19 protein-coding genes are annotated in these 20,402 nt (G+C 57.6%); 9 read left to right on the top strand and 10 right to left on the bottom strand.

The genetic code is table 11. The features are described from left to right. Positions 1–403: 403 nt before the first annotated feature. Positions 404–1,528: an AmmeMemoRadiSam system radical SAM enzyme gene (gene amrS / locus VEG30_11690; protein HXZ80586.1), complete on the top strand. Its 1,125-nt coding sequence runs from the start codon at positions 404–406 to the stop codon at positions 1,526–1,528. Between the two features lie 102 nt (positions 1,529–1,630). On the opposite strand, the gene VEG30_11685 is transcribed toward amrS, so the two are convergent. The 6 genes from VEG30_11685 to VEG30_11660 form a co-directional block, all read right to left on the bottom strand. Beyond that, positions 1,631–2,197, bottom strand: a complete 567-nt coding sequence (locus VEG30_11685) for a cysteine hydrolase family protein (protein ID HXZ80585.1) — start codon at positions 2,195–2,197, stop codon at positions 1,631–1,633. A 2-nt stretch (positions 2,198–2,199) separates the two neighbouring features. Then, positions 2,200–3,915, bottom strand: coding sequence for an electron transfer flavoprotein-ubiquinone oxidoreductase (locus VEG30_11680; GenBank protein ID HXZ80584.1), 1,716 nt, complete (start codon positions 3,913–3,915; stop codon positions 2,200–2,202). 266 nt (positions 3,916–4,181) lie between these two features. Continuing rightward, positions 4,182–4,586 carry a hypothetical protein gene (locus tag VEG30_11675; protein HXZ80583.1) on the bottom strand — a complete coding sequence of 135 codons (405 nt, stop codon included), beginning with the start codon at positions 4,584–4,586 and terminating at the stop codon, positions 4,182–4,184. Positions 4,587–4,687: 101 nt separating this feature from the next. Beyond that, on the bottom strand, positions 4,688–5,680 hold the full coding sequence (locus VEG30_11670; GenBank protein ID HXZ80582.1) for an electron transfer flavoprotein subunit alpha/FixB family protein: 993 nt from the start codon (positions 5,678–5,680) through the stop codon (positions 4,688–4,690). A gap of 26 nt (positions 5,681–5,706) precedes the next feature. Beyond that, the gene (locus VEG30_11665) at positions 5,707–6,477 is read right to left on the bottom strand and encodes an electron transfer flavoprotein subunit beta/FixA family protein (GenBank protein ID HXZ80581.1); all 771 of its coding nucleotides are present in this window, start codon (positions 6,475–6,477) and stop codon (positions 5,707–5,709) included. A gap of 102 nt (positions 6,478–6,579) precedes the next feature. After that, complete coding sequence (locus VEG30_11660; GenBank protein ID HXZ80580.1) at positions 6,580–6,978, bottom strand: hypothetical protein; 399 nt, start codon at positions 6,976–6,978, stop codon at positions 6,580–6,582. Between the two features lie 935 nt (positions 6,979–7,913). On the opposite strand from VEG30_11660, the gene VEG30_11655 reads away from it, so the two are divergent. The 5 genes from VEG30_11655 (at position 7,914) to VEG30_11635 (ending at position 12,547) form a co-directional block, all read left to right on the top strand. Further along, a complete protein-coding gene (locus tag VEG30_11655; protein ID HXZ80579.1) occupies positions 7,914–8,723 on the top strand; it encodes a hypothetical protein in 810 nt (269 codons plus the stop codon). 244 nt (positions 8,724–8,967) lie between these two features. Next, positions 8,968–9,528 carry an elongation factor P gene (efp, locus tag VEG30_11650; GenBank protein HXZ80578.1) on the top strand — a complete coding sequence of 187 codons (561 nt, stop codon included), beginning with the start codon at positions 8,968–8,970 and terminating at the stop codon, positions 9,526–9,528. 196 nt (positions 9,529–9,724) lie between these two features. Then, positions 9,725–10,018 carry an acylphosphatase gene (locus tag VEG30_11645; GenBank protein ID HXZ80577.1) on the top strand — a complete coding sequence of 98 codons (294 nt, stop codon included), beginning with the start codon at positions 9,725–9,727 and terminating at the stop codon, positions 10,016–10,018. Position 10,019: 1 nt separating this feature from the next. Continuing rightward, the gene (locus VEG30_11640) at positions 10,020–10,574 is read left to right on the top strand and encodes an adenine phosphoribosyltransferase (protein HXZ80576.1); all 555 of its coding nucleotides are present in this window, start codon (positions 10,020–10,022) and stop codon (positions 10,572–10,574) included. Between the two features lie 185 nt (positions 10,575–10,759). Then, positions 10,760–12,547 (top strand): GAF domain-containing SpoIIE family protein phosphatase, encoded by a 1,788-nt coding sequence (locus VEG30_11635; protein ID HXZ80575.1) that lies wholly within the window; start codon positions 10,760–10,762, stop codon positions 12,545–12,547. Positions 12,548–12,565: 18 nt separating this feature from the next. On the opposite strand, the gene VEG30_11630 is transcribed toward VEG30_11635, so the two are convergent. Beyond that, positions 12,566–12,835, bottom strand: coding sequence for a hypothetical protein (locus VEG30_11630; GenBank protein ID HXZ80574.1), 270 nt, complete (start codon positions 12,833–12,835; stop codon positions 12,566–12,568). Between the two features lie 107 nt (positions 12,836–12,942). On the opposite strand from VEG30_11630, the gene VEG30_11625 reads away from it, so the two are divergent. Then, a complete protein-coding gene (locus VEG30_11625; GenBank protein ID HXZ80573.1) occupies positions 12,943–13,725 on the top strand; it encodes a LytTR family DNA-binding domain-containing protein in 783 nt (260 codons plus the stop codon). Between the two features lie 530 nt (positions 13,726–14,255). Here VEG30_11625 and map read toward each other — a convergent pair. After that, the gene (gene map / locus VEG30_11620) at positions 14,256–15,002 is read right to left on the bottom strand and encodes a type I methionyl aminopeptidase (GenBank protein ID HXZ80572.1); all 747 of its coding nucleotides are present in this window, start codon (positions 15,000–15,002) and stop codon (positions 14,256–14,258) included. Between the two features lie 210 nt (positions 15,003–15,212). Between map and trxA the strand changes: the two genes are divergently transcribed. Further along, positions 15,213–15,545: a thioredoxin gene (gene trxA / locus VEG30_11615; GenBank protein ID HXZ80571.1), complete on the top strand. Its 333-nt coding sequence runs from the start codon at positions 15,213–15,215 to the stop codon at positions 15,543–15,545. Between the two features lie 83 nt (positions 15,546–15,628). Here trxA and lexA read toward each other — a convergent pair whose 3' ends face one another. Both lexA and VEG30_11605 read right to left on the bottom strand, forming a co-directional pair. After that, a complete protein-coding gene (gene lexA / locus VEG30_11610) occupies positions 15,629–16,246 on the bottom strand; it encodes a transcriptional repressor LexA (protein HXZ80570.1) in 618 nt (205 codons plus the stop codon). Positions 16,247–16,400: 154 nt separating this feature from the next. Further along, complete coding sequence (locus VEG30_11605; protein ID HXZ80569.1) at positions 16,401–17,564, bottom strand: aminotransferase class V-fold PLP-dependent enzyme; 1,164 nt, start codon at positions 17,562–17,564, stop codon at positions 16,401–16,403. 212 nt (positions 17,565–17,776) lie between these two features. On the opposite strand from VEG30_11605, the gene VEG30_11600 reads away from it, so the two are divergent. Beyond that, positions 17,777–20,335 (top strand): tetratricopeptide repeat protein, encoded by a 2,559-nt coding sequence (locus VEG30_11600; GenBank protein ID HXZ80568.1) that lies wholly within the window; start codon positions 17,777–17,779, stop codon positions 20,333–20,335. The last annotated feature ends 67 nt before the right edge of the window (positions 20,336–20,402 follow it).

The raw sequence follows: 20,402 nt of genomic DNA, 5'->3' as shown, positions 1-20,402 counted from the left end.
CACCGTATCTACCTGGGTGTTGAACGGCCTGCCGTTCACATCGGTGCCGAACAAACGCACTGGTGCGACCATGCGTACACGTGGCTCTTGGCGACGGGCCATGTTCGTTCACCAGGATTAGAAGCTTTCTCATAAACCGGTCTTGAAAGGGCGCGGCTTCAGCCGCGCCGTCCAGAGCCAGATAAGTCCTGGACTTTAGCCCCTGAGGATTACGGACGCTTACCAACTCGGTTCATTGTGAGATCGCTTCTCCGGCCTGACGGTGACTCCCGCAGGCTTCCAAGCAGGAAATCGGCACTAGGAAGCGACAGGTTTAGCTCGGGAATGAGGATGAGAGAAGCAGCCCGTTCCGGCAAAACATTTTCGAAAGCGGTCTAAAATAGGAAGGGTAAGTTTTGCCGCTATGCCAGCCCTCAAGGACATCCTGGAGCAGAACGTCCGCAAAGCCGCGCCCGAACTAGTCGAGACTCTGGACGACAAAGGCCGGCTGCGTTGCTTCTCTTGCGGACATTGCTGCCCCATCCCCGAGGGCCAGGCTGGGGTCTGCCGGGTGCGCTTCAATCGTGGCGGGCACCTGTATGTCCCGTGGGGCTATGTCGGCGGCGTGCAGTGCGACCCGATCGAGAAGAAGCCCTTTTTCCACGCCTATCCGGGTGCACTGGCCTACAGCTTCGGCATGTTGGGATGCGATCTGCACTGCTCCTATTGCCAGAACTGGGTGACCTCGCAGGCGCTTCGCGATCCTGGCGCGGTAACTCCTCCGCTGGGGGCGTCGCCGGAAGTGCTGGTTCAGCAAGCGCTGCGCCAGGGCGCGCGGGTTCTGGTCAGCACCTACAATGAGCCGCTGATCACTAGCGAGTGGGCGGTAGCCATCTTCAAGGAGGCTAAGGCGGCTGGACTGAAGACAGGCTTCGTTTCCAACGGCAATGGCACACCCCAGGTGCTGGAATTCCTGCGACCCTGGGTCGATCTCTATAAAGTCGATCTCAAAAGCTTCGATGATCACCACTACCGCAAGCTAGGCGGGCGGCTGCAGCCGATCCTGGACACGATTCGCCGCCTGAAGGCGATGGACTTCTGGGTTGAGATTGTCAGCTTGCTGATCCCCGGCTTCAACGATTCCGACGATGAACTGAAGCGCATGGCTGAATTCCTGGCGAGCGTCTCACCGGAAATTCCCTGGCACGTGACGGCATTCCACTCTGATTACAAGATGGAAGATACCCCGAACACGCCGCCGGAGACCCTGCTGCGCGCGGCACAATTCGGGCACGAGGCAGGGTTGAAATTCATCTATGCCGGAAATCTGCCGGGCGAAGTGGAGGGACTGGAAAATACCTGGTGCCCAACGTGCAGTCAGCTGCTGATCGAACGCTTCGGATACTACATCGTGAAGTACAAGTTGACATCCACCGGCGAATGCCCGAAATGTCACACTCGCATTCCAGGCCACTGGGACGCGAAGTTCGGCGGCCAGATCACCTCGCATCCGTATTCGCCGGGCCTGAGGCTCCTGAGCCGGAAGTGAACCATCCGTTTTGTCGTCATCACGAGGAGGACGTGAGTCCGACGAGATCTGCAGGTCCTCAAATGCCTTATGCTCATGCTGAGCAAACCATCTCTACTCTTCTCAGCGGCTAACTACTGAGCGCTGGAGATTTCCGATCCAGTCCTCCGTCTTCAGCACTTTGCTGAACCGCATCTGCTGCGTCACCAGGATGGCGCGATGCAATTCCTCGGCGGTAACTGCGCCTGCTTCATTCTTAATATCCAGCGTACCGGTTGCATCTGAGAGAAATTCCACGTTGAAGCCGAGGTGCAGTGCCTGGCGTGCGGTAGTGTCGCAGCACAGCTGGGTCATGTAGCCGGAGATGACCACGGTGTCGACGCCGCGCTCGCGCAGCCAGGATTCCAGCTCGGTTCCGGTGAAGCTGCCAGGAAGATTCTTATGGATGAGCCTCTGGTGCGGGCGCGCGGCAATCTCGGGACGAAGTTGCCATTCCGCGCTCCCCTCGCGGAATACAGCGCTATCCGGCTGCGGCGCAGCATGCTGGATGAGAACTACCGGGGTCTTGTTTTCATTGGCAGCATCGATGGCGCGAAGAACGTTCGGCAGCGAATTGTGTGGATAGCTCACCGGCAGCTTGCCGGTGAAGTATTCATTCTGGACGTCGATAACAAGCAGGGCGCGTTTCATACCTACATCCCATCGTAGTTCGGCCCGCCGCCACCCTCTGGGGGCACCCAGGTGATGATCTCGTAAGGATCCATAATGTCGCAGGTTTTGCAGTGCACGCAGTTCGAAGGATTCAGATGGATCTGCTTACCGTGCGGAGCATCCGCGGCATCCACCATCTCGTACACATTAGCCGGACAGAAATGTTGGCAGGGGCTGCCAAATTCCTTTACGCAACGCGTATTGCAGATATTCGTATCGTGAATCACAAGGTGCGCCGGCTGATCCTCTTCGTGTTTTGTCCCCGAGTGATAAAGATCGGTCAGCTTGTCGAAAGTGAGCTTGCCGTCCCCCTTGGCGTTATCCAGAAGTTGCTCGCGGTGGTCGCCAATGCTGACCAACTGATTGAGCGGTCGCATCCGCGTATGCCCTGCAGTGGAGGCATAACGCTCGCGCAGGCCACGTCCGCCAGTGAACTGTTGCAGGCCGGCGTGAAACATTCCCGTCCAGAAGCCGTGCTCGAATCCCTGGTGGAAGTTGCGTACCGGCCACAGTTCCTGCTTGATCCAGCTATTTTCAACACGCTTTTGGAAAGTGCCAAGGCGCGAAGTCGAGAAATCTGAATCGCGCAGCGCTTCGAAAGCGGTTTCGGCAGCCAGCATGCCCGATTTGATGGCTAGATGAATGCCCTTCAGCCGCTGCGAATTCAGGAAGCCTGCCGAATCTCCCAGCAGCATCCAGCCATTACCCGCAACCGGCGGAATCGACCACCAGCCGCCGTACGGCAAGGACTTCGCGCCATAGCGAATCAGCTTACCTCCAGCCAGCAGCTTGCTGACCAGCGGGTGCCGCTTGAAACTCTGCAGCACGGTCTGGGGATCGAGGCGCGGATCGGGATAATCGAGTCCGGTCACGAAGCCTAGCGACACAATGTTGTCCTTACTGCCGTAGATCCAGGCGCCGCCGTACTCCTTGCTGGTGAGCGGCCACGCCATCGTGTAGATCACTTCACCGGGGGCGATCCGTCCGGGCTGCACCTCCCAGAGTTCCTTCACGCCCACGCCATAGGTCTGCGGATTGCGATCTTTGCCGAGTTGAAAGCGTGCGACCAGTTGCTTGGTTAGCGACCCCCGAGTTCCCTCTGCAAGAATGACGATCTTCGACTTCAGGTCGTAACCGGGCTCGAAATTGTCTTTCTTCTCGCCATCTTTGCCCACTCCCTTGTCGTCAGTGCGAACTCCGATCACCCGATCATCCTCGATGAGCAGCTCAGAGCCGGCAAACCCCGTAAAGATGGTGATTCCCGTGGGCTCGACTTTCTCCCCCAGCCACTTCACGAAGCGGTTGAGGGAAATGACGTAATTTCCGTGATCACGCAGCGGAGGCGGCGTGATGGGCAGCTTGAACTGGCCCTTCTCGGTTAGGAAGTACACCGCTTCTTTAGTGCACTGCGCGTCGAGGGGAGCTTCTTTCTCAAATCCGGGCAGCAATTCGCGCATGGAGCGGGGATCGAGCAACGCGCCCGACAAGCAGTGCTGCCCAAGCTCACGAGCCTTTTCTAGGACATAGATGTTGTCCTTGGAAAGCTGCGCGTCAGGATGAGCGGCGTTGTGCTGATCGATGAGCTGCGCCAGCCGCAAGGCACAAGCCAAACCGGCAGGACCGGCGCCCACGATTACCACATCGGCTTCCATCTGCGGCCGTTCGATATTCTCCAGAGGCTTGCGAAAAATCAGCATAGAAGAACAGCCTTCCATGATTTGTCATCACGAGCGGCCTCCAGGCCGCGAGGAATCTGCAGTTCAACTGCAAGACCTCTCGACTGGGGCCGGGATTTTCCAATCCGGTTCTCGTTCAAAATGGCAGAACAAGGGATTTTAACCAGAGTAGTCACCACAGTTGAGATCAAACCGAGCATACAGAGCACCATGCAGAATAGCATCAGGAGTTGGAACGAAAGAAGATCGGTAAGAACTCGGCAACTCGCTGTCCTGATTTGGGGCTGTTACTTGGAGATCAGGTGTGCCTTCAGACTATGTCCGGAAACAAGCTTCACTTCCATCTCTTTTCCCTTGATGCGTACCTGCGCGGTCTGCCCTTTGCTCGATTCCAGCTCGTGCACCAGATCCACGACCACCGTGTCGAACTCGCCCTCATAATTCTGACCGCCCATCTTTACCGTCAGTTCGATAGTGAACTGGTGAACCGCGAACCAGCGCCCGTTGGGCACAATGCGCTTCGATCGCTGCACGTCGACGATGGTGGCGTTCTGGAAATCATTCGGGCCAGCCTGGGGAACAGGAGGAGGAAGGCTTGCGGCATCGATGGAGCCGGACAGCCAGAACAAGAAAATAGCCAGTACTAGAGCAGGAACAACAGAGGAGCGGCGATGATAAGCACAGGGCGGCATTCGCCACTTCGATCTGACGCGGTGTACGTGCAGATTAGCGCAGATTTATGCCAATGAGAAGACAGCCCGGGAACCGCCAATTACCAAGGTCTGCTCGCGCACTATCCCGTCTTTGCCTTCTTCACTTCTTCCACCAGCGGAGGAATCACCTCGAAGAGGTTGCCCACCACACCGAAGTCAGCGATTTCAAAAATCGGCGCTTCGGCATCCTTATTAACAGCCAGTATCGACCGTGCGCCCTTCATGCCGACAATATGCTGAATCGCGCCGCTAATCCCCAGCGCAATGTACAGTTTGGGAGCTACCGTCTGGCCGGACGATCCGATCTGGCGGTCCATCGGCAACCACCCCGCATCGCAGATGGGACGCGAGGCCGCGATCTCGCCGCCTAATGCATCTGCCAGTTGTTTGGCGATTTCGATGTTCTTCTCCTCCTTGATACCACGCCCAACCGCGACGATGACCTCCGCTTGGGTGAGATCAACTGCCTGCTTGGCCTCCTTGAAGGGAGCCTCCGGCCTGGTGCGGATGGCGCCATCGCCAATCTGCGCCGAGACAGTTTCTACAGCCGCCGGGCTATCACCAGGCTTCACCTGATCTCCACGAAAGGCGCCGGTTTGGAAGGTTGCAAGCCAGGGAGCGTCACTAACGAATCCGATATCTGCGGCAAACTTCCCCTGAAAGAGCTGGCGTGTGAAGAGCAGCTTGTCACCCTCTTTCTTGTAACCAATGCAGTCGCTGATGAGGGCGCGCCCAAGCGCCGTCGCCAGCTTCGGAGCGAAATCACGGACCTGGTACGTGTGGGGCATGAGCACCAGTTGCGGTTTGCATTCGCTGATGAACGACTTCAGAGCAGCCACATAGCCGTCAGGGGTGTAGGGCTCGAGTTGCGCGGCTTCGATCGCATACACCTTGGCAAGCTTCTTCGTAGCGACCTCGCCGGCAACAGTTCCAACTCCGCTGCCGACCACAGCGGCTTCCAGGGTCCAACCGGTTTCGGCCGCAATGGCCTGCGCGCCCGTTATCGTTTCCCAGGAGACTCGATTCAGCTTGCCTTCACGCTGCTCAACTATGGCGAGAATTGTATTGGGCATGAGTTCGTTAATTCTTCCTTCCAGCGCTACAACACGCGGACATCGTTACGAAGTTTGTCCACCAGTTTCTTTGCGATCTCTGCCGGCGGACCGTCCAACATTTCAGTCTTCTTAGTTTTTTGTGGGATATAAAGACGCTGGATTTGCTGCAAGTTGGGGCTCAGCGCGGAAGCAACCTCGGCATAGGTCACCTTGCGCAGCGGCTTGTTCTTCGCCTGCTTGATGCCGATCAGAGTTGCATATCGCAGCTTATTAATGCCGGACTGGATCGTGAGCACGGCAGGCAGCGGCATGTCCACGAACTGGAAGAAGCCGGATTCGAGTTCGCGCTTTACACGGATGCCGCCATCCTTTTTTTCGATCTGCATGATGATGGTTGCGTGCGGCCACCCCAGCAATTCCGCCAGCACCACTCCGGTTTGCGCAAACCCATAATCATCGGACTGGAGACCGGTGAAGATCAGATCGAACCGCTCGTCGCGAATCGCCTGGGCCAGGGCACGAGCGGTGTTGTAGGCGTCGAGCGCGACGAACTTGTCATCCTCCAGATGAATGGCGCGGTCGGCCCCCTTTGCCAGCGCTTCGCGCAAAACCTGCTGCGCCCGCGCCGGCCCCGAAGTGATCACCACTACCTCACCGCCATGCTTCTCTTTCTGTCGCAAGGCCTCTTCCAGTGCGTAGGCATCGGGCTCGTTCACTTCATAGCTGACATCTTCGCGAATCCAGGTGCCGCTCTCGTTCAGCTTGAGAGGGGCGTCCTTTTGCGGCACCTGCTTCATGCAAACCAGGATCTTCACTTTATCTCCTTGGGCTCCCGCGTGTGTTCGAGCGCAATCCTTGTCACAACCTGATCGCAGGACAAACAGGTCAGTATAAATGAGCGCGCCCAGCGAGTTCCGCTAGTCCAGAAACGCAACTGACTGAACGCCGGACACCTCGAAACGCTTGCGGCACCGCAAGTTCTTGCACGCCACCAGGTCGTCGCGGCGCACCATGTAAGAACGAGCCTTGGCAAAGCGAGCGCGATCGCGTTCGTCGGCCCGCGGCGGCAATTGACGCTTCTTGGTTCGCACTAGCCACGCCAATTCATAATCCGCGCTTTGGTGACAATGCGGGCAATTGAGTGTAGCCATTCGCTTGTCGGGCCGTTCGTCAAAGAAGTCCCGCTCATCCAGCATGGGAAATACAACTCCAGTCGCCGATTCTAGTTCATACTCACGATAGCGAAGCAACCCGCAGCACCACGGAATGACCATGACCCGAAAGAGGAAGAAGAAAAAATTCAGTGCCGCGACCACGGTCAGGGAGATCGCACGAGAACTAATTGGATCTCCTCCCCCGACACGACGCGAGCCGGAAACCAAGAAGGCGGCGAGACAAGAAAAACATAAAAAGACTTTGGCTAGGCTTCTCGAGCCGGAAGAAGACTGAAAACAGCCGCAAGAACCTGATTTCCACTAAAGCCGGCAATTTCAGGGTGGGAATGTCGCCGTCGGTTAACTTTCCTGATAATCCAAATTTTGAGTTTTCCGCACAACCATTCGCTTCCTTGTCTGCCCCATCTTGCAGAGCCCGACTGCTGGGTTTACTTGAATGTTAAGTCTCGCCGGCCCTGGAGACGCGGGGCAATCGCAACAATGTAAAAATATTTTTCTGCCAAGTAATTTCTTAGGTACACTGTCGGCCTCTGTACTAGACCCGAGTCCAAGGAGATTCAGGCCGTGACCAATGCCTCCCAGGCTGGTTGTGGGACTGATGTCCGCGGGCGATTTTTTGTCTCTCGTCTCGCAGTCCCTGTTCGTTTCGCCACATCCAGTCGCACGGGAGGACCACAGCCTGACCCTCTCCGCTAGTCCCTCGCCTGCTGCCGTCACCAGACGACTTCAGGAAGAGGGGTTAGGGCTCCCAGGCCAAACTCGGATACCCAGAACTCGGTACGAACCCCTGACTCCCAGGAGGACCCATGAAAAGCTTAGTCCGGCTTTGCGTTATTGCTTTGATGATGGCCGGTTTCTTGGCGGCTGCTGCCACCCCGGTTAACCAGACCGGGGCGAGAGGCGGCCCTATGCCCGGATGTCTCGGCTGCCCAATTGTTAACTAGCTGTTACTAACACTGTATTACTGACGTAACGGAGGGGCGCGCCTGGAAAGCTCTTGCGGGCAGGCCGAGGGATAGGTATGCTCGCTAGTGCAGCCCAGCTAACTGTACCTTAGGCAGCTTTAGGAAGGTCAGATGCGCGCCCTCGTTTACGGCTTTTGGGTCTTGTCTGTCCTGCTGGAATCCCTCCTTGTCGGAATCATGCTCCGACGCAAACTGCGCAAAGAATTTCCCATCTTCTTTATTTTCGTCGCTTTTGATGTATGCACCTTCCTGATCGAGTTCCCTGTCAGCTTCTTTTCCGTCCGCGGCTATTTCTATGTTTACTGGTCGTTCACCATCGTAAGCATCAGTCTGGAATTTGCCGTTCTGCACGAAATCTTCCGCATTTTCTTCCGGCCTTTCGAATCGTTGCAGAAGCTGGGTGATGTGTTGTATCGCTGGGCGTCGATCGTCATGGTTCTGATCGCCCTGGTAATGGCCATTTCCTCCTCGCAGACCGAACCTATCACCATTAGCACCCTGGTCTTGACCCTGGGACGCAGTATCAGACTGATGCAGTGCGGGTTGGTGATCTTCCTGTTTCTGTTTGGCCCGCACATCGGGCTGACTCCGCGCCATCACGTCTCCGGGGTTGTTCTCGGCTTTGGAATCTATGCTGCCGCCCAACTGGTGGTCTCTACCATGGTCTATCTGTTTGGCGGACAGCGCATGGCCCTGAGCAATTCGATTAACGAAATGTGCTGGTCGCTGGCGGCAGCCATCTGGGTGGTTTACATGCTGCTGCCGGAGCCAGAGCGGAGGCGAGCCAGCCAGTTCGAAGAATCGAGCAACTGGAACTATGCGCTAACCAACATCAACCAGGAAAAGGCACAGAACAACTTCCTGCCGAGTGTCGTCGACACCGTAGACCGCATCATGAACCGCCGAGAATCGCTCGACTAGCGCTGAATAGTAAGCAGCCTTCCCTAGGCGCGGGCAATTCCCATTCTGCCTGTGGGTTTTGTAGAATCGAGTTGCGTTAGGAACTGCGACCCCTGGCATTCTTGGCAGAAGTCTTGCGCTCGGATCGAATCTGCAGCGGGAACGGTACTGCAGGACTGTAAATCCGGGTGCTCGAGTCCTGCCGAACTGGCCGAGCGCAACCAGCCTGCTGTTCTTATTTTGAATTCATAAAGGAGACTTACCGATGGCGATTCCAGCCACCCAGTTGCGTCCCGGGATGGTGATTAAACATAACAATGACTTGCATTCCGTTTTCAGCGTGGAGCACCGCACCCCCGGAAATCTGCGCGCCTTTATTCAAGCCAAACTGCGCAATCTCCGCACTGGAGCCATGTTCGAGCATCGCTTCCGCTCCGCTGACGCCATCGAGAAGATTACAGTTGATGAAGTCAACATGGAGTACCTGTATAGCGATGGCGACGATTATTACTTCATGAACACCGAGAACTATGAACAGTTGCATCTGACTCGGGATATCCTCGGAGACTCGGTGGATTACCTGATCCCCAATTTGCAGATCAAGGTGGAGTTCTTCGATGGCAGGGCAGTGGGAGTGGAATTGCCGCAGACAGTGGAACTCACCGTCGTAGAGACGGAGCCGGGGTTAAAGAGCGCCACCGCATCCAGCGTTACCAAACCAGCGAAGCTGGAGACCGGCCTGGTGGTGCAGGTGCCACCCTTCATCAATGAGGGGGAGAAGATCCGGGTCGACACTTCGGAAGGCGCCTACCTGTCGCGGGCATGAGGCGGAACCGAAGAAAGAAGCTATGCCAAAAATCGGTTTTGAAAGGGCGCGGCTTCAGCCGCGCCGTCCAGAGCCGCATAATTCCTGGGCTTTAAGCCCCTGAGGGAAACGGACGTTTGCCCCTCGGTTCTTTATGAGATAGCTTCTAAATCCCTAGGTAAGGAAACTACGTCTTCCCGATCTCGAGATGGCATGCATGGAACGTACAAAGACTGAAGCGCGACAGTTTGTCGTTCGCGGCCGCGTGCAGGGAGTCGGCTTCCGCTGGTTTGTGGAGCGAGAGGCGCAGGCGCTGGGCATCGCGGGTTGGGTGCGCAACAACCCCGATAGCAGCGTGGAAGTGCTGGCGGTCGGCACTCGCGAGCAATTGTCAGCCTTACGTGGGAAACTGCGGGAGGGGCCGCGGGCGGCCCGAGTGGATGATGTGCAAGAGTTCGAAGCCCCGGCGTCGACAGATCTTAAGACCTTTCGTATTGAAGGAGCCTGGTAAGTTGACAGCAGAACCCAGACCGGCACAATTCGATGGTAACTATCTGAAGCAACTCATCCGCAGTGTGCCCGATTTTCCCAAGAAGGGCATTCTTTTTTACGACATCACCACCATGCTGAAGGACAAGCTGGGCTTCGCCAAAGTGATTGATGCCCTGTCAGAGCAATACATTGGACGCCACGTTGACCTGGTACTAGGCATCGAAGCGCGAGGATTTATTTTCGGTCCGGCCTTAGCCTACCGCCTCAATGCCGGGTTCGTTCCCGTGCGCAAGCCCAGGAAGCTGCCCGCTGAGACTGCCAAAGTCACCTACGCGCTCGAGTACGGGCAGGATTCGCTGGAAGTCCACAAGGACGCCATCCAGAAGGGACAGAGGGTAATCATCGTTGATGACTTGCTGGCGACCGGCGGCACCGCCCTGGCAACCATTGAGTTGGTCGAGCAACTGGAGGGGAAAGTGGAGAGCCTGGCTTTCATCGTAGAATTGGACTTCCTGAAAGGGCGCGCTCGCCTGGCGCCACATGAGGTGATTTCGCTGCTGCACTACGATCAGTAGCTGCGGATCCACTCGCCCCCCTTCTCCCAAGACTGTCCTTCCGGACATGGCACTCTCGTCTTTACGCTGACCAGCAAAATTATTGGCAGGCGATCTCAGTCCTCATATAGTGAATCATTCCCGGGACGTTTTTATCGCCTCGCGCTCATTAAGGCCAGCGTCATGTGCCCGCGGAGTGATCTGCCATGGAAACACCCTCAACGGCTTCGCCCACGGAAACGGGAAGCGCAAAAGACTACATTGGCGCCTTTGCCAATGCAGTAGCGTTGTTTGGCACGCCTGCAGCGGGAGGGGACATCTTCTCGCACATGCCCTCCTTACTGGTGGCCAACTTTGATGCCGTCCGCTCGGAACTGTGGCTGTGGGACGAATCGTCCAGCTCCGCTTACCTCACCAACGCGGCCGGACGGGAAGGCAGTCATCGCCGCGATTTCAGCACGTCAGGCGTGGGAGCGATCGGCAAGGCGGTGGGCTCGCAGAAGCCACTCTACAATGCCCCGCTGGTCACGGCCGGAGACGATGACCGGGAATTCGCCATCCGTACCGGACTGACCCATGTTTCTGCCTATCCGCTGATCGCGCGCGGCAGGTTTATCGGGGTCTCGGCTAACTACACGCTACAGCCGGTGGACAAGGACCTGCTGCAGTGGTGGGAGCTCTGCGCGCAAATTGGCGCCGCCAGCCTCCAGCAGGTACTCACCGATCGTGAGAATCAGAAAACCATCAGCCAGTTGGCGCTGCTGTTCGAAGCGACTCGGCTGCTCAATTCCACCCTCGATTTGGCGGAGTTGCTGGAATTGATTTTGAAAATCGCGCGCACCGAGGTGAAGGCAGATCGGGGCAGCGTGTTCCTGGTGGATGGCAAGAACAGAGAATTGTGGTCGATTGTGGCTCAGGGCCTGGATCATCAGGAGATTCGCCTTCCCTTCGGGCGCGGTGTCGCCGGCCGCGTAGCAGTCACTGGCGAGACCATTAATGTCCAGGATGCCTACGAGCTCGACTACTTTGAACGCAGCTTCGATCAGCGAACCGGTTATCGCACCAAATCGCTGCTTTGCCTGCCCATTCGACATTCTGCCGGACACATTGTGGGCGTGATCCAGTTGCTCAACCAACAGACCAGCGGACAATTCACCAAAGAAGACGAGGAGTTCCTCGCCAAGCTCTCCGGTCATATGGCGATGGCCTTGGAAAATGCCCGCATGCATCGCGATGCTCTCGAGAAGCAGCGCTCGAACCGGGAATTGGAGATGGCGCGCGGAATCCAGCGCAGCCTGTTGCCGGAGGCTCCCCCGGTCATACCCGGCTATGACCTGGCAGTTGCCAGCGAACCCTGCGCGGATGCTGGAGGAGACTATTACGACTTTCTGACCCTCGGTCCACAGACCATGCTGCTGGTACTAGCCGATGTCGAAGGTAAAGGCGTTGCCTCTGCCTTGGCGATGTCGAACCTACAGGCCTCCCTACGCGCGCTGGTGATGCATCTGCATTCGCTCGAAGTGGTGATGCTGTCGCTCAACGAGATGATCCTCAACGACAGCCGGTCGAAAAAGTTCCTGAGCATTTTCCTGGGGCTCGTCGACACGCGGCGCAACGTGTTGCACTTCATCAATGCCGGACATGTGCCCCCGTTGCTGATTAATGGGCAAACCGGCCAGTCCTCGAAGCTCGCCTCTGGTGGATCGGCGATCGGGCTCCTTCCCGGGGTGGAGTATGCCAAGGGGACGGCGAAGCTTGAGACGAGCGATGTCCTCGTGTGCTGCAGCGACGGAGTGGTGGACGCGACCAGTAGACAAGGGGAAACGTTCGGCGCGGATCGGCTGGGCGCATGCGTGGCCGCGCATCGTGAGCAGCGGGCAGAATCGATCATCGCTTCGGTTCAGAAGGAACTCAACAACTTCGCCGCCGGCGGCACCCACGTGGATGACAAGGTGCTGGTAGTCATGAAGGTGACCAAGGAGCGGGCGGAGTAAGGACGTTACGGATCTTCGCTAAGATGACACCTTTATTTCTTCTACTACCAACTGCGCGCCGCTAGGCAGATAGCCCTTCCTACGAAACCAATCCTCCATCGCACTCTTCAGCCGATCCACGGAAACGCGCGCCCCAATCTGCATCTCACCGTCAGCGACCGGCAGGGTATCGTCGAATACCGGGTCGTTCGTGAAGTTCCGCATCGCGAAGCTGTCGAGCCACTTGATAGGTGCGGTATGGCGCTGACCGTCCACTGCGTACTCGATCCGCACTTTGCGCGCGAACATGATGTGATTGTAATCATAGGAGGGCGTGTTGCTAGCCGAAGTTCCCCGCTGGCCTGAGGTTTGACGCTCCTGAAAAGCCGCCGATATACTTTGACGTGGAGTGCGAAATGTCGCTTTCTACCCTGATTGTGGATGACGAGCAGCTGGCCCGCGACGAGCTGGCGTTCCTGCTGAAATCCGTCGACGACCTCGAGGTCGTCGCCCAGGGCCGCAACGGTGTCGAAGCCGTGAGTCTGATCAAGGAGCACTCTCCTGACCTGGTCTTTCTCGACGTGCAGATGCCCGGCCTCGACGGCTTTGGGGTAATCAAGAAGCTGATTGATAAGAAAGTTCGTCTTCCCCAGTTCATCTTCGCTACGGCCTATGACCAGTACGCGGTTAAGGCATTCGAAGTGAATGCCGTCGATTACCTTCTGAAGCCCTTCGACAAGAAGCGAGTGACTGAATCGGTACAGCGCGCGCGCAAGAAACTGCAGGCAGCTGTAGCACCTTCCGATCGCGTCGATGCCCTGCTCAAAATGCTCGAGGGCAAGGAAGAGGACAAGAAGAAGACACCTGCCAAGATTCTGCTGAAATCTACAGGACGCCTCTTCCTGCTCGATCAGAAAGACATCAGCTTCGCTTCTATCGAGGATGGCGTGATTACCGTCGTGACTCCGGCGATGGAAGGTCAATCCAATTGCCGTACCCTGGAAGAACTGTTCGATAGCCTGGATCCCAACCTTTTCTGGCGCGCTCACCGCTCCTACCTGGTGAACATCAACCGCATCCGCGAGGTCGTGCCCTGGTTCAAGAGCTCTTACATGCTGCGCATGGATGACAAAAAGCAGACGGAGGTCCCGGTAAGCCGGGCCCAGACCAAGCGTCTGCGGGAACTCTTCCGGCTGTAGCAGCAATCCCCGCTGCTTTTGACTAGGGTGGGATAATTTACGAACCACCCGGAACGAACCACCCGGAACGAACCACGTGGGAACGGACGTCCTCGTCCGTTCAGGTCGAGGCGCAGCCTCGACTCCTTCGACAAATTCTTAGGACGTCATCCTGAGCGCGGACAGTAGAGTTTGTGTGGGACAGGCGATCTCGCCTGTCCACCTCGTCCGAGTCGAAGGCCCTATGTGTTTTCCAGAGCAAACAACCCTGAGGGTGCCCCACCCGAAACTTTGACCTTGCCCTGACGAGACAAGCCCCAGGTTACCGCTCGTTACTCCCGCTGTTACCGAAGTGACATTTACACCCCTGACCGAGCGTACATAGAATGGCCCCGTTGTTAGGCAGTTCTGGGGGAGGGCTGCCGTGGCGTCCTGGTTCCGCAAGGTCCAGGGCGCTTCTAATTTTTGGGGATCTGGAGCGGCCTCGCCTTGCGTGAGTCAACCACCCTTCCGCCGGCTTTTTGGCGTGCTTCCGGCGCTCCAATTGCCAGCTATGCCGCGCTCGTCAGGATCACCGGCTCACTGCGGGTAATCATGATAGTGTGCTCGTGATGGGCGCTTAGCTTGCGGTCCCGCGTCCGCACCGTCCACCCATCCTGACCGAGAAAAACATCGCCCGTCCCGGCCGAAATGATCGGTTCCACCGTGATCACCAGGCCTTCAGTCAGCAGCTCGTTCGAGTTTGGATCGGGGTAGTTAGGTACCGACGGCTTTTCGTGAATAGTGCGCCCGATGCCATGGCCGCAGAGGTCGCGAATTACGGAGAATCCGGCACGGTGTACTTCTTCTTCGACAACCCTCCCGATTTCCCGCACTGGCTGTCCCGCTCGGGCAACACCCAAAGCTTTTTGGAAGGCCTTCTCGGCGCAATGGGCCAGGCGGCGGGCCACTGAGCTGGTCTCTCCCACGGCCACGGTGATGGCGGCATCGGCCATGTAGCCGTCCTTCTCGACGGTAACATCGAGCTTTAACAGGTCGCCTTCGCGCAAAGGCCGGTTGCCGGGAATCCCGTGAACCGCCTCATCATTCACGCTGATGCAAACCGATCCAGGGAAGCCGTAAACCAGCACGGGTGCAGACTTTGCGCCTTCCTCGCGCATGACGTTGGCGCCGATCGCGTCCAGCTCCCCCGTGGTGACGCCACGACGTGCTGCCTGCTTCATCGCCAGCAGCATCTTGGCAACAACCACTCCGGCGGCTCGCATTCCCTGCAGCTCTTCTTCACTCGTAATCGACACAAATCTCTCCGGTTGTTGGATGTCCCAAAACGGGGTGGGGCTGCAACCTGCGCCCACAGGCCGCTTGCGACCTTCTTACGCAATCCGCATCATATAGGTTACGATACTAGCCGGTTCCCCCAGGCTCTTATTTGGTGGCTCGGAACACGGATTAAGCGCAATTATCGCTATGGCGCAATTATTTGAAGATTGGGAGAGTTCAGGAAGAATATGGCGAATGAGTTGATTTTTGAGGTCACTGACGCGAACTTCGATCAGCAGGTGCTGAAATCGGATCAGCCGGTAGTAGTGGATTTCTGGGCAGCCTGGTGCGGCCCGTGCCGTGCACTGGCGCCTATCGTTGACGAAGTGGCCAATACCTATACCGGCAAAATCAAAGTCGGCAAGATGGATGTGGACAAGAACGTAGCCACACCCCAGCGCTACAACGTGCGCGGAATTCCCACTCTGTTGCTGTTCAAGGGCGGACAGGTTGCCGAGCAGATCGTGGGCTACGTGCCCAAAGAAACCATCCAGAAGGCTATCGACAAGCATTTGGCGTAATTGCCGGGGACCCTCATAACAAACATCGAGCCCAGCCAGAATTGGCTGGGTTTTTTTGCGATGCCAGCGAATCCGATTCGTGCCTAGTATTTGCGCAGCACTCCGATCACCCTCCCCTGCACTTGGACCGCTGCGGCGGGAACGATGATGGGCTGCATGCGGATATTCGAGGGCTGGAGTCGGATTTTCTCTCCTTCAGCGTAGAAGCGCTTCAAAGTAGCGTCGGAGCCATCCACCAGCGCCACCACGATCTCACCATTGCGCGCTGTCTGGGCCTTCTCGACAATCACAAAATCACCATCCACGATGTGTTCATCCTGCATCGACTCGCCGGTAACCCGCAGAACGAAAACATCTTTGGACTGTGTGAAGTCAGAAAGTGACAGCGTCTCCGGATTTTCGAGGGCCTCAACCGGCCTGCCGGCAGCGATCCGCCCCACCAGCGGCAGCGTCAACGCACTGGCAACGATCGATTGCTTCACCCGGCCGCGCGGCGGAATCAGGTCAATCGACCGGCTGCGGTTGTAATCGCGCCGCAGCAGTCCCTTTTTCTCCAGATTGGTGATGTGCTTGTGCACAGTAGCCAGCGAGCTGAGCCGCAATCCGTCCCCGATCTCCTCAAAGGAGGGAGAGTAGCCATGCTGCTGCACAAATTCTGCGATGAAGTCGTATACCTGCCGCTGCCGCCGCGTGAGAGCCATACTCGATTCCTCTGCCCTTGCCCGAATTCTGTGCAAAGTATTAGCGAAGAGAAGGCGAAAGTCAATCTTTGGATGAAAAAACTCGTGCGTAGGCAGATGCCCGTTGCCACCCATCGGGCGTCACCAAAACCCGTTGCGATTAGGAAAGCACCCCTCAAGGAGTCCGCGGTGCGCGTGTTGCCAGGATCTGCTCGACGGCTTCGATGGCGATCTGCAACTCTTCGTCTCGGGTATAGAAATGCGGCGACATGCGGACGCCAGCGAAAGGTCGCCAGTCCACCAGCACATCGCGCTTAAGGAGTTCTTCGCAAACGCGCTTCGAGTCGGGCATGTCGATGGAAACGGTGCCGCCGCGATGTTCGGGATCGCGTGGCGACATGACGCACCAGCCGCGCTCGTCAGCGAGGCGAATCAATTCGGCGGTTTGGCGCCTCGACTTGGCGCGGATCGCGGGAATCCCGGCCTCGAGAATGATTCTGAGTCCAGGGCGAGCAGCATAAAGTGCCGGGATATTCGGGGTTCCCGTCATGAATCGGTACGAGGTGTTGGCATAGCGTTGTGGGCCCACTTCAAACGCAAAGGGATCGGCGTGAGCAATCCAGCCGGTGAATTTAGGTTCGAGTTGGCGCCCGAGATCGGGGCGGACATAAAGAAAGGCCACACCCGGTCCGCCACAAAGCCACTTGAGAACGCCGCCGCAGGCAAAATCCACGTTCAGCGCCTCGATATCGATCGGCACCGATCCAAGAGACTGGAAGATATCAAGCAACACCATCGCCCCCACCCGGTGGGCCTTCTCCACGATGGCCTTCGCGTCCTGGATATAGGCGCTGCGAAAGATGACGTGAGACATCGGAACGATCAGAGTGCGCTCGTCGATGGCGTCGAGCATGGCCTCGAGCGGCACATGAATGCCGTCGGTGGGAACCACATGCACCTGCGCCCCGCGCGATTGCTGGGCATGCCAGAAGTACATCAAAGAGGGAAAGTTCAGATCGCAAAACACAACCTTATTGCGACTGCTGGAAAAATCCAGGCAGGAAGCAACGATCGCCTGGCAGGTAGTAACGTTCTGGTGGGTGGAAACAGATCCCAAAGGTGCGTTCATGAGCGCGCCAATTTCGCTGCCCACAATTGCACCCAGCATCCACCATCTTTCCTCCCAGGCTCGGACTCCGCGCGTGGCCCATGTTTCGGCGTAGCCATGCATCGCTTCATAAACACCTCGCGGCATCGCACCCAGGGAATTGCTGATGAGGTAGGTGGTCTTCTCCAGGATAGGGAATTCGGTCCGGTAGCGCAGCAGCGGATCGGGCATCCGAGGCATTCTAGTGAGGAGGGCAGAACCCGCAAAGCCACTCGAACCAACGCCACAACTAAGCCGCGGCATGCAACAAAGGGGTAAGGCAAAAGTCGCACCTTGGTGAAGCTTCGGTGCATTGCCGCGGCAGTTACCTCCGCTTACAATACGCTGGCTCGGGTAGAATCGCCGCCAAAGAGGTAAACTCGTCTTTTCTGGCCGAATCCCTCATGTCCGACACGGCTAAGCACCTGGAAAAAGCGGAAAAACTGCTGCAGAGAGGCAAACTCTCCCAGGCCCTGGGAGAATTCCAGGCAATTCTCGAGGAGGATCCTGACAACGACTCCATCCGCCAGCGCGCTGTGGATGTTTGTCTATCGCTGAACCAACCGAACGAAGCCATCAACCTGCAGGCGGAATTGTTTGATCGCCAGGTTTCCAGCGGTCATGTAGCGGAGGCGATTAACAGCTACAAACGCCTGCTGCGGATGGGTGGCGCCACGCATGCCCGCACATTGCAATACGCGGAGTTGCTGGAAGCCTCAGATCCGCGCGAAGCCATGGAAACCTACAGCGTGGTGGCCAACGAGCTGATCGGCGCTGGCAAGAAGCAGGAGGCCCTCGAGGCCATCCGTCGCGCAGTAACCCTGGACCCCTCGGCGGAGAATCTCCGGCGCGAGGGCGAATTGGCGGCGCAACTGGGCGAAGAGGCCGAGGCGGCGATCGCCTTCCTGCTGCTCGGCCAGCTGGAGGAACGCAACGGGCGGCATGGAGATAGCTGGTTTCAGCGCGCCTACAAGTTGAATCCCAACGATCCCGAGATTGCCCAGGCGGTAGGCATGATGCTGCTCAACCGCGGAGATCACGAGGGCGCGCGAGCTGCACTGAAGCAGTTCGCCGACTATCCCGATGCGCCCAGAGAACTGCGCCAGATGTACGTCGAAGCCCTGCTGGGAGAAAGGCGCTTGGAGGAAGCGGAACCTATCGTTTGGGCGCTCTATGAACAGGATTCTCAGGCCGGAATGCCGCTGGTGGGACGGCTGCTCAGCGAATATCTCGACCAGAAGAAAGACCGCCAGGCAGTGGCCCTGACCCGCAGGCTGGAGGAATCAGTGCACAGCGCCGGCAGCGTCCGCGAGTTTCTGGCCATGGTACGGGAGATTACGCAGAAGCATCCACCCGGCGTCGAGTACCTGGAATACATGGTGGAGCTGTACAACTCTGCCAATCGTGAACCAGAGTACTGCGAAGCCCTGCTGCGGCTCTTCGAATTGCATTTCGCCGCCCGAAATTATGGCAAGGCTGCCGAGTGTCTCGATCGGGCCGCTGAAGTGGATGCCTACGAGCCCGGCCACGAGCGTCGCCTGGAACTTCTGCGTGGCAAGATAGATGCCAACCGCTTCAACGCTATCGCCAACCGCCTGGCAGTGGCAGCTAAGGCGTCCAAACCAATCGAGGAAGATAGTAGCGAAGCCGAGCCTCCCCCGCCGCCGACCGAGCAGGAACCGACTGTAATCGAGGATCTGATGCTGCAGGCGGAGATCTTCCTGCAGTACTCCATGCGATCGCGCGCAATGGAGCGACTGGAGCGTATCAATAAGCTGTTTCCGCGGGAAGAAGAGACACGGGAAAAACTCCGCCAGCTATACATGACGGCGGGTTTTGTCCCGAAATACGAATCGCAGGCAGTGCTTGCCGGAACTAATGGCGCTCCTCCTGCCCCAACCGGCGGAGCGGATGAAAACGCGGTCGACAACTTCGCGCGTGTGACCGAGATCACGCGCAACATCTCACGGCAGGGCAGTGTCAAGGCGGTTCTGTTCACGGCGGTAAACGATGCCGGCCGTCATTGGAACGTGAGCCGATGTGTCGCCGGGTTGTGCTCTCCAGGGAAGCCGCCATCGGCCGCCATCGAATATTGCGCTCCCGGGGTGAAGCAGTCGGAAGTCATGGCGCTGGTGAAACTGATCTCCACTCTGCAAGCCCTGGCGGTCAAGCACAAAGGCAGCGTGGCGATCGTCGATGCCGATTCTGCGGCGGAACTGGAGCCCATCCGCAACTTCGTCAGCGCGCTCACCATTCAATCCCTCATGGCAGTCCCATTAATAGATGGCAACGAGCATGTCGGCATCCTGATCCTGGAACAGTGCGATGCACAGCGTACCTGGCGCACCGTGGACGACGTGGTGCTGAAGACGGTCGCCGAGCAGATCGTCATGGCGGTCAACAACGCCAAGCTGCGCAGCCTGGTTAAGACGCTGGCGGTCACGGATGAAAAATCAGGTCTGCTGAAACGGTCTTCGTATCTGGATGTGCTGTTGTCCGAGGTGCGGCGCGGCTTGCAGCAGAGTTCTCCCGTAACCGTCATCCTGCTCAATATTGGATCCGCCGGAGCCCTCGTGAAGGAGATTGGCGAGCCGGCGGTAGAGTCGGTAATGCAGGAGGTCGGACAAGTGGTCACTGGGCACCTGCGTCAGAACGATGTCCCAGTACGCTACGACCTGACCACCATAGCGCTGATCGTAACCGATACCAGCGAGAAGACTGCGTTCCTGATCCTCGACAAGCTGCGCAAAGTTCTGGCGCCGGTGAAGTTGCCAAACGGCGAGTCAGTAGTGGTGAATGCAGGAATTGCCGAAGCGGTGATGCAGCCACGTTTCGACGCAGTGGACATCGTCACTGAAGCCATCAACCGCGTGGAGGATGCTCTGGAACTGGCGCGCCACGAAGGCGAGAACAAGGCGCACGCTCTCTCAGCCAACCTCGATACGGCTGACATGAGCGCGTGATTATCGCTCGCTCCCTCGCTATCGCCCGCGCTGCCCTGGTTGTCTCCGCTCAGCCGTGGCTGATACA

Source organism: Terriglobales bacterium, from assembly GCA_035624455.1.
In the GTDB taxonomy this organism is placed as follows: Bacteria; Acidobacteriota; Terriglobia; order Terriglobales; family Acidobacteriaceae; genus DASPRM01.
The sequence above is the reverse complement of the archived record's forward strand: the minus strand, read 5'-3'. Positions and strand labels throughout refer to the sequence as shown.

What these genes read in the sequence shown, in the direction of transcription:
- amrS (HXZ80586.1), top strand. Translation starts at nt 404, where the DNA reads ATGCCAGCCCTCAAGGACATCCTGGAGCAGAACGTCCGCAAAGCCGCG.
- VEG30_11685 (HXZ80585.1), bottom strand. Translation starts at nt 2,197, where the DNA reads ATGAAACGCGCCCTGCTTGTTATCGACGTCCAGAATGAATACTTCACC.
- VEG30_11680 (HXZ80584.1), bottom strand. Translation starts at nt 3,915, where the DNA reads ATGCTGATTTTTCGCAAGCCTCTGGAGAATATCGAACGGCCGCAGATG.
- VEG30_11675 (HXZ80583.1), bottom strand. Translation starts at nt 4,586, where the DNA reads ATGCCGCCCTGTGCTTATCATCGCCGCTCCTCTGTTGTTCCTGCTCTA.
- VEG30_11670 (HXZ80582.1), bottom strand. Translation starts at nt 5,680, where the DNA reads ATGCCCAATACAATTCTCGCCATAGTTGAGCAGCGTGAAGGCAAGCTG.
- VEG30_11655 (HXZ80579.1), top strand. Translation starts at nt 7,914, where the DNA reads ATGCGCGCCCTCGTTTACGGCTTTTGGGTCTTGTCTGTCCTGCTGGAA.
- efp (HXZ80578.1), top strand. Translation starts at nt 8,968, where the DNA reads ATGGCGATTCCAGCCACCCAGTTGCGTCCCGGGATGGTGATTAAACAT.
- VEG30_11645 (HXZ80577.1), top strand. Translation starts at nt 9,725, where the DNA reads ATGGAACGTACAAAGACTGAAGCGCGACAGTTTGTCGTTCGCGGCCGC.
- VEG30_11635 (HXZ80575.1), top strand. Translation starts at nt 10,760, where the DNA reads ATGGAAACACCCTCAACGGCTTCGCCCACGGAAACGGGAAGCGCAAAA.
- VEG30_11630 (HXZ80574.1), bottom strand. Translation starts at nt 12,835, where the DNA reads ATGTTCGCGCGCAAAGTGCGGATCGAGTACGCAGTGGACGGTCAGCGC.
- VEG30_11625 (HXZ80573.1), top strand. Translation starts at nt 12,943, where the DNA reads ATGTCGCTTTCTACCCTGATTGTGGATGACGAGCAGCTGGCCCGCGAC.
- trxA (HXZ80571.1), top strand. Translation starts at nt 15,213, where the DNA reads ATGGCGAATGAGTTGATTTTTGAGGTCACTGACGCGAACTTCGATCAG.
- lexA (HXZ80570.1), bottom strand. Translation starts at nt 16,246, where the DNA reads ATGGCTCTCACGCGGCGGCAGCGGCAGGTATACGACTTCATCGCAGAA.
- VEG30_11605 (HXZ80569.1), bottom strand. Translation starts at nt 17,564, where the DNA reads ATGCCCGATCCGCTGCTGCGCTACCGGACCGAATTCCCTATCCTGGAG.
- VEG30_11600 (HXZ80568.1), top strand. Translation starts at nt 17,777, where the DNA reads ATGTCCGACACGGCTAAGCACCTGGAAAAAGCGGAAAAACTGCTGCAG.